This is a genomic window from Variovorax boronicumulans (assembly GCF_040544675.1).
Lineage (GTDB): Bacteria > Pseudomonadota > Gammaproteobacteria > Burkholderiales > Burkholderiaceae_C > Variovorax > Variovorax boronicumulans_D.
Map to the genome: position 1 here is coordinate 68,321 of NZ_JBEPKK010000020.1, position 7,711 is coordinate 76,031.

At 65.3% G+C, this 7,711-nt stretch carries 9 protein-coding genes and 3 tRNA genes; all 12 read left to right on the top strand.

What is annotated here, in order from left to right; genetic code table 11:
• Positions 1–246 precede the first annotated feature (246 nt).
• Positions 247–1,749 carry an anthranilate synthase component I gene (trpE, locus tag ABIC90_RS25325; RefSeq protein ID WP_354359132.1) on the top strand — a complete coding sequence of 501 codons (1,503 nt, stop codon included), beginning with the start codon at positions 247–249 and terminating at the stop codon, positions 1,747–1,749.
• Positions 1,750–1,751: 2 nt separating this feature from the next.
• Positions 1,752–2,144 carry a GxxExxY protein gene (locus ABIC90_RS25330; protein WP_354359134.1) on the top strand — a complete coding sequence of 131 codons (393 nt, stop codon included), beginning with the start codon at positions 1,752–1,754 and terminating at the stop codon, positions 2,142–2,144.
• Positions 2,141–2,725 carry an aminodeoxychorismate/anthranilate synthase component II gene (locus ABIC90_RS25335; protein WP_354359136.1) on the top strand — a complete coding sequence of 195 codons (585 nt, stop codon included), beginning with the start codon at positions 2,141–2,143 and terminating at the stop codon, positions 2,723–2,725. Before ABIC90_RS25330 ends, ABIC90_RS25335 begins: the two co-directional genes overlap by 4 nt.
• Before the next feature lie 4 nt (positions 2,726–2,729).
• On the top strand, positions 2,730–3,788 hold the full coding sequence (gene ltaE, locus ABIC90_RS25340; protein ID WP_354359138.1) for a low-specificity L-threonine aldolase: 1,059 nt from the start codon (positions 2,730–2,732) through the stop codon (positions 3,786–3,788).
• Positions 3,789–3,804: 16 nt separating this feature from the next.
• Positions 3,805–4,467 carry a LysE family translocator gene (locus ABIC90_RS25345; protein WP_354359140.1) on the top strand — a complete coding sequence of 221 codons (663 nt, stop codon included), beginning with the start codon at positions 3,805–3,807 and terminating at the stop codon, positions 4,465–4,467.
• A gap of 29 nt (positions 4,468–4,496) precedes the next feature.
• A complete protein-coding gene (gene trpD, locus ABIC90_RS25350) occupies positions 4,497–5,519 on the top strand; it encodes an anthranilate phosphoribosyltransferase (protein ID WP_354359142.1) in 1,023 nt (340 codons plus the stop codon).
• Positions 5,520–5,549: 30 nt separating this feature from the next.
• Positions 5,550–6,350 (top strand): indole-3-glycerol phosphate synthase TrpC, encoded by an 801-nt coding sequence (trpC, locus tag ABIC90_RS25355; RefSeq protein WP_354359144.1) that lies wholly within the window; start codon positions 5,550–5,552, stop codon positions 6,348–6,350.
• The gene (locus ABIC90_RS25360; RefSeq protein ID WP_354359146.1) at positions 6,347–7,054 is read left to right on the top strand and encodes a uracil-DNA glycosylase; all 708 of its coding nucleotides are present in this window, start codon (positions 6,347–6,349) and stop codon (positions 7,052–7,054) included. Before trpC ends, ABIC90_RS25360 begins: the two co-directional genes overlap by 4 nt.
• 107 nt (positions 7,055–7,161) lie before the next feature.
• Positions 7,162–7,247 (top strand) — tRNA-Tyr (locus tag ABIC90_RS25365).
• Positions 7,248–7,312: 65 nt separating this feature from the next.
• Positions 7,313–7,386 (top strand) — tRNA-Gly (locus ABIC90_RS25370).
• A gap of 40 nt (positions 7,387–7,426) precedes the next feature.
• Positions 7,427–7,501: transfer RNA gene (locus ABIC90_RS25375), tRNA-Thr, on the top strand.
• Between the two features lie 73 nt (positions 7,502–7,574).
• Positions 7,575–7,711, top strand: a 137-nt coding sequence (locus ABIC90_RS25380) for a GTP-binding protein (protein ID WP_280812214.1), incomplete at its 3' end; no start/stop codon positions are given.

The window sequence follows — 7,711 nt, forward strand, 5'->3', positions numbered from 1 at the left end:
TTATTGCGCGATCGGCCTTTTTTCGTGGGCTAAACTCGCGCCCTCATGTTCGTTCATCACATCAATCAAACAGGTGAAGGCAGCCGGGGAGCCTGGCCCTGGCGTAGCCATACTTCGCTGACTGTTTGATTTGCACGGCGCACGCCGTGCGCCCGCGGCACCGGGTCGATCGCATCGACTCCGGGCCACCAGTGAATGACCTTGCCACCGACCGAAGGCGTCGGCCGGCAATTGGAGAACGAATCCGTGATCACAGAACTTGAATTCAAGAGCCTCAGCGCCCAGGGCTACAACCGCATCCCGCTGATGGCCGAGGCCTTTGCCGACCTCGAAACGCCGCTTTCCCTTTATCTCAAGCTGGCCCATTCGGAGCGCGGCGGCAAGCACAGCTTCCTGCTCGAATCGGTGGTGGGCGGCGAGCGCTTCGGGCGCTACAGCTTCATCGGTTTGCCGGCGCGCACCCTGCTGCGTGCGAGCGGCTTCGGCGCCGATGCGGTGACCGAAGTGGTGACCGACGGGCAGGTCGTCGAAACCGCCGCGGGCAATCCGCTGGATTTCATTGCCCAGTACCAGAAGCGCTTCAAGGTCGCGCTGCGGCCGGGCCTGCCGCGCTTTTGTGGCGGCCTCGCCGGCTACTTCGGCTACGACACCGTGCGGCACATCGAGCGCAAGCTCGAGAAGAGCTGCCCGCCCGACACGCTCGGCTGCCCCGACATCCTGCTTTTGCAGTGCGAAGAGCTGGCCGTCATCGACAACCTCTCGGGCAAGCTGTATCTCATCGTCTACGCCGACCCGAAGCAGCCTGAGGCCTATGCCCACGGCAAGCGGCGCCTGCGCGAGCTCAAGGAAAAGCTCAAGTATTCGGTGAGCGCGCCCATCGTGAAGCCCACGCAGGCGCATCCGCCGGAGCGCAGCTTTGCCAAGGCCGACTACCTCGCCGCCGTGGAGCGCGCCAAGGAAATGATCGCCGCCGGCGATTTCATGCAGGTGCAGGTGGGCCAGCGCATCAGCAAGCGCTACACCGAGTCGCCGCTGTCGCTGTACCGCGCGCTGCGTTCGCTCAACCCTTCGCCCTACATGTACTACTACCACCTGGGCGATTTCCACGTGGTCGGTGCGTCGCCCGAGATCCTGGTGCGCCAGGAGAACACGGGGGAGGGCGAACAGAAGATCACCATTCGCCCGCTGGCCGGCACGCGCCCGCGCGGCGCCTCGCTGGAGCTCGACAAGGCTGCCGAGGAAGAACTCATCAATGACCCGAAGGAGCGCGCCGAGCATGTGATGCTGATCGACCTCGCGCGCAACGACATCGGCCGCATCGCCAAGACCGGCACCGTGAAGGTGACCGAGGCCTTCGCGGTGGAGCGCTACAGCCACGTGATGCACATCGTGAGCAATGTCGAAGGCACGCTGAAGGACGGCATGACCGCGATCGACGTGCTCAAGGCCACCTTTCCCGCCGGCACGCTGACCGGCGCGCCCAAGGTGCATGCGATGGAACTGATTGACCAGCTCGAGCCCACCAAGCGCGGCCTCTACGGCGGCGCCTGCGGCTACATCAGCTATGCGGGCGACATGGACGTGGCCATCGCGATCCGCACCGGCATCGTGAAGGACCAGATGCTGCACGTGCAGGCCGCGGCCGGCGTGGTCGCCGACTCGGTGCCCGAGCTGGAGTGGAAAGAAACAGAAGCCAAGGCGCGCGCACTCCTGCGTGCGGCCGAACTGGTCGAGGAAGGCCTGGAGTAAGCATGAGCACCGCACCCGATATTCAGAACGACTTCTCGCACGAGATCATCGGCGCCGCCGTCGAAGTGCAGCGCGTGCTCGGCACGGGGCTCGACGAGGGCGCCTATGCCGCCGCGCTGGCCATCGAACTGGCTGAGCGCGAGATCGGCTTCACGCGCGACGTGGCGCTGTCGGCCAGCTACAAGGGCCGCTCGCTCGGCGATGTGTACCGCGCGGGCTTTGTGATCGAGCAGTCGGTCATCGTCGAGCTCAAGGCGGTCGATGTGCTGACCGACCTGCACCGCGCGCAGGTGCTCGCCGCGCTGCGTCTTTCGGGCCTCAAGCTGGGCCTCTTGATCAACTTCAACGTGTTCCCCGTCGTGAAGGGCGTGCACCGGATTGTGAGCAAGCCATGAAACTGCTGATGATCGACAACTACGACAGCTTCACCTACAACATCGTCCAGTACTTCGGCGAGCTGGGTGCGGATGTGCAGGTGCACCGCAACGACGAAATCACCGTCGCGCAGATCGGCGAACTGATCGCCTCCGGCGTGACGCGGCTGGTGGTGTCGCCCGGGCCTTGTTCGCCGGCGGAAGCGGGCGTGTCGGTGGCGGCCATCGAGGCCTTTGCCGGCAAGTTGCCCATTCTTGGCGTGTGCCTGGGCCACCAGGCCATCGGCGCGGCCTTCGGCGGCAAGATCATTCGCGCGCAACAGCTCATGCACGGCAAGACCAGCGAGATCACGACGACGCAAGAGGGCGTGTTCGCTGGGTTGCCCGAGAAGTTCATCGTCAACAGGTACCACTCGCTCTCGATCGAGCGCGAGAGCTGCCCTAAAGAATTGGCTGTCACCGCGTGGACCTACGACGGCGAGATCATGGGCGTGCGGCACACCGGGTTCGCGCACGATGTGCGCATCGAAGGCGTGCAGTTCCACCCCGAATCGATACTCACCGAGCATGGCCACGCCATGCTCAAGAACTTCCTGGAATGACCCCATGACCGACCGCTCTTCCATCGTCGATCTGCGCAGCGACACCGTCACCCAACCCACGCCCGCGATGCGCGAAGCCATGATGGCGGCGCCGCTGGGCGACGACGTCTTCGGTACCGACCCGAGCGTGAATGCGCTGCAGGAAAAAGTCGCCGCGCTGCTGGGCTTCGAGGCGGCGCTGTTCGTGCCGACCGGCACGCAGAGCAACCTGTGCGCGATCCTCTCGCACTGCGGGCGGGGCGATGAGTACATCGTCGGCCAGCAGGCGCATTGCTACCGCTGGGAAGGCGGCGGCGCCGCGGTGTTCGGCAGCGTGCAGCCGCAGCCGTTGGACCACGCGCCCGACGGCACGCTGCCGCTCGCGCAGATCGAGGCGGCCATCAAGCCCGACGACGCGCACTTCGCGCGCACGCGGCTGCTGGCGCTGGAGAACACGCTGGGCGGCAAGCTGCTGCCGTTCGAGTACGTGCAGGCCGCAACCGAACTGGCAAAGAGCAAAGGGCTGCAGCGGCACCTGGACGGGGCTCGCCTCTTCAATGCCGCCACCGCGCAGGCCGCGCTGAACAAGCGCAGCGACATCCGTGCCGAAGCGCGCCGCATCGCGCAGTGCTTCGACAGCGTGTCGGTCTGCTTCAGCAAGGGCCTGGGCGCGCCCGTCGGCTCGGCGCTGCTCGGGTCGCGCGAGTTCATCGGGCGCGCGCACCGCATCCGCAAGATGGCGGGCGGCGGCATGCGTCAGGCGGGCCTGCTCGCCGCGGCCGCATCGCATGCGCTGGACCATCATGTCGATCGCCTGGCTGAAGACCATGCGCTGGCCCTGCGCCTGGCGCAAGGGCTCGAAGGCATCGAGGGCCTGGCGGTCGAGGCGCCGCACACGAACATCGTGTTCGTCGATCTCGCGGGGGCGGCCAAGGCGCGTTCAGCGGAGCTGATCGCCAGCCTCAACCAGCAGGGCATTCTTGCGACGGGGCTCTACCGCCTGCGTTTCGTGACGCACCTGGATGTCGATGCCGCGGGCGTGGACCGGGCGGTTGCCGCGATTCGCGCCTTCTTCAAGTCCTGAACTCCGCGAGGACGCGATGCCCGATCTTCCCCATCTGCTCGCCTTCATCGCCGCCGGCTGGTTGCTGAACCTGACGCCGGGGCCCGACGTGCTCTATGTCGTGACGAATTCGCTGCGCTCGGGCGTGCGCGCCGGCATCGTTGCCGGGCTCGGCATCACGGCCGGCTGCTTCGTCCACATCTTTGCGGCGGCGGTCGGCGTGGGCACCCTGCTGGCCACGTCTGCAACGGCGTTCACGGTGCTCAAGTACATCGGTGCGGCCTATCTGCTCTACCTGGGCTTGCGCATGGTGCTTTCGCGCGCGGCGCCGCCCGCGGACCTGGGCATGGCTGCAGCCACGGCGCCCGGCGAACGCAGCCTCAAGACGATCTTTCTCGGCGGCTTCTGGACGAACGTGCTGAACCCCAAGGTGGCGCTGTTCTTCCTGGCCTTCGTGCCGCAGTTCATCGCGCCTGGCGCGGACAACAAGGCCCTGTACTTCGTGCTGCTGGGCGTGCTGTTCAACCTCAACGCCATTCCTGTCAACGTGGGATGGGCGGTGGCTGCGGGCTGGATGGCGCGGCGCGGCGCTGTGCAAAAAGGCATGCATTGGCTCGACCGTGCCGCCGGCGTTCTCTTCATCGGCTTCGGCCTCAAGCTCGCGTTCACCGACGCCCCGGCCGTTCGCGCCGGTCATTGACGACAAACACAGACAGAGGAGACTTCCCAATGATCACCCCCCAGGAAGCGCTGCAGCGCACCATCGAGCACCGCGAGGTCTTCCACGACGAGATGCTGCACATCGTGCGGCTCATCATGAGCGGCGAATGCTCGCCCGTGATGATGGCGGCGCTGATCACGGGCCTGCGCGTGAAGAAGGAAACCATCGGCGAGATCACCGCCGCGGCGCAGGTGATGCGCGAGGTGTCCACCAAGGTGCCCGTTGCCGACACGACGAACCTCGTGGACATCGTGGGCACTGGCGGCGACGGCTCGCACACCTTCAACATCTCGACCTGCTCGATGTTCGTTGCGGCCGCCGGCGGCGCCAAGGTGAGCAAGCACGGCGGGCGCAGCGTGTCGAGCAAGTCGGGCAGCGCCGACGTGCTGGAGTCGCTGGGCGTGAACATCAACCTGAAGCCCGAGCAGATCGCGCGCTCCATCGAGACCTGCGGCATCGGCTTCATGTTCGCCCCCAACCACCACCCGGCGATGAAGAACGTCGCGCCAGTGCGCAAGGAGTTGGGCATCAAGACCATCTTCAACATCCTCGGGCCGCTGACGAACCCGGCGGGCGCGCCGAACATCCTGATGGGCGTGTTCCATGCCGACCTGGTGGGCATTCAGGTGCGCGCGCTGCAGCGCCTGGGCACCGAGCATGCGCTGGTGGTCTACGGGCGCGACGGCATGGACGAGATTTCGCTGGGCGCGTCCACGCTGGTGGGTGAACTCAAGAACGGCGAGATCCGCGAATACGAACTGCACCCCGAGGACTTCGGCTTTTCGATGTCGAGCAACCGCGCGCTGCGCGTGGAGACGCCCGAGCAGTCGAAGACGATGCTGATGGGGGTGCTCGACAACCAGGCCGGCCCGGCGCTCGACATCGTGCTGCTGAACGCGGGCGCGGCGTTGTATGCGGCGAACGTGGTCGATTCGGTGGCCGCGGGCGTGGAGCGTTCGCGCGCCGTCATCGCATCGGGCGCGGCCAAGGCCAAGCTGGCCGAACTGGTCAAGGCCTCCGCCATCGTCTGAGATTCAGAGAAAAAGAAAGCACCCCAAGCCATGTCCGACATCCTCGACAAGATCGTTGCCGTCAAGCGCCAGGAAGTGGCGGCCGCGCTCAAGCGCGCGCCGCTCGAAGCCGTCCGCTTCGACGCTGAAAGCCGCGTGCTGACGCGCGATTTCGAAGCCGCCCTGCGCGCGAAGATTTCTGCCGGCCAGGCCGCGGTGATCGCCGAAGTCAAGAAGGCCAGCCCGAGCAAGGGCGTGCTGCGCGAAGACTTCATTCCGGCCGACATTGCGCAAAGCTATGCCGAGGGCGACGGGACCATCAGCGCGGCATGCCTTTCGGTGCTGACCGACAAGCAGTTTTTCCAGGGCAGCGTCGACTATCTCAAGCAGGCCCGCGCCTCGTGCGACCTGCCGGTGCTGCGCAAGGACTTCATCGTCGATGCCTACCAGGTGTACGAATCGCGCGCCATGGGGGCCGATGCGATCCTGTTGATCGCCGCATGCCTGGACGATGCGCAGATGAAGGACTTCGAGGCCATCGCGCGCGAGCTCGGCATGGCGGTGCTGGTGGAGGTGCACGACGCGGCCGAACTCGATCGCGCGCTCAAGCTCAAGACGCCGCTGATCGGCGTCAACAACCGCAATCTGCGCAACTTCGAGGTGTCGATACAGGCCACCATCGACCTGCTGCCCAAGCTCCCGGCCGACCGGCTGGCGGTGACCGAATCGGGCATCGCCACGCGTGAAGACGTGGCCACGCTGCGCGCGGCGGGCGTCAATGCCTTCCTGGTCGGCGAAGCGTTCATGCGCGCCAAGGAACCCGGCGAGGCCCTCGCTGCGTTGTTTCGATGAGCACGCAGGATCAGCTGTCGGGCAGCGACCCTGCCGACTGGGCGGTGGCGCCGGGGTGGCGGCCGCTGGTCGACGGGTTCTTCGCCGGTGCCGTGGGGCAGAAGTTGCAGGGTTTCCTGCGCGAGCGCCTAGAGGCGGGCGCGGTGATCTTTCCGCCGCAGCCCCTGCGCGCGTTGGAGCTGACGCCACCCGAAGACGTGCGCGTGGTGATCCTGGGGCAAGACCCGTATCACGGGCGCGGGCAGGCGGAGGGCCTGGCTTTCTCGGTGGCGCCCGGCGTGGCGTTGCCGCCGTCGCTGCGCAACATCTTCAAGGAATTGCAGCGCGACCTCGGCACCGCACCGCCGCCTTTCCCCAATCCCGGCGGCAGCCTGGTGAAGTGGGCGACGCACGGCGTGTTGCTGCTCAACACCTGTCTCACCGTCGAGGAGGCGCAGCCGGCCAGCCATGCGGGGCGCGGCTGGGAGGTGCTGACGGACGCTGTGATACGCCATGTATCCGAAGGTGAGAAGCCTGTTGTTTTTATGCTCTGGGGCTCGCATGCGCAAAGTAAGCGCGCGTTGATCGACGTTGAGCGCCACAAGGTGCTGATGTCGAATCATCCGTCGCCGCTTTCAGCCTTGCGGCCGCCTGTCCCGTTCATCGGCTGCGGACATTTCGGCCAAGCGCGTGCTTGGCGCGAGGCGCATCAATCGGGGGTCTGAATTCGCGGATAATCCGCGCAGTTCATGCCTCGAGCAGTTCTCCCGCTTCATCTCGGTGCTGGGGATTCTGTGTAGTCACAAAATCGTGCTATATTTCGAGGTTCGCCGGAGAGGTGGCCGAGTGGTTAATGGCAGCAGACTGTAAATCTGCCCTCTTACGAGTACGCTGGTTCGAATCCAGCCCTCTCCACCAGCGATGAATTTGGTTTCTAAGAGCGATTGGATCTAGCGCTTTGGGTGCCTTGAAGTGCCCCCGATGCGGGAGTAGTTCAATGGTAGAACCCCAGCCTTCCAAGCTGATGACGCGGGTTCGATTCCCGTCTCCCGCTCCAGAGACCCGGTTCGACGCCGGAAGCGATTGGTTAGACAAAAGCCCTTTTGGCTCAGTGGTAGAGCACTCCCTTGGTAAGGGAGAGGTCGCGGGTCCGATTCCCGCAAAGGGCACCAGTTTTTGGGGGTTGCAACTGCAGGCTTGCAACCCATCTGCATACGTTGAAATCGTTTTTTTCGGAGTCGAAAAATGGCAAAAGGTAAGTTCACCCGCACCAAGCCGCACGTCAATGTGGGCACGATCGGTCACGTCGACCATGGCAAGACCACGCTGACGGCTGCAATCGCAACCGTTCTGTCGGCCAAGTTCGGCGGCGAAGCCAAGGC

Excerpts from the sequence above, each read along its gene's own strand:
- ABIC90_RS25330 (WP_354359134.1), top strand. The coding sequence starts at position 1,752 with ATGAGCACCGCACCCGATATTCAGAACGACTTCTCGCACGAGATCATC.
- ABIC90_RS25335 (WP_354359136.1), top strand. The coding sequence starts at position 2,141 with ATGAAACTGCTGATGATCGACAACTACGACAGCTTCACCTACAACATC.
- ltaE (WP_354359138.1), top strand. The coding sequence starts at position 2,730 with ATGACCGACCGCTCTTCCATCGTCGATCTGCGCAGCGACACCGTCACC.
- ABIC90_RS25345 (WP_354359140.1), top strand. The coding sequence starts at position 3,805 with ATGCCCGATCTTCCCCATCTGCTCGCCTTCATCGCCGCCGGCTGGTTG.
- trpD (WP_354359142.1), top strand. The coding sequence starts at position 4,497 with ATGATCACCCCCCAGGAAGCGCTGCAGCGCACCATCGAGCACCGCGAG.
- trpC (WP_354359144.1), top strand. The coding sequence starts at position 5,550 with ATGTCCGACATCCTCGACAAGATCGTTGCCGTCAAGCGCCAGGAAGTG.
- ABIC90_RS25360 (WP_354359146.1), top strand. The coding sequence starts at position 6,347 with ATGAGCACGCAGGATCAGCTGTCGGGCAGCGACCCTGCCGACTGGGCG.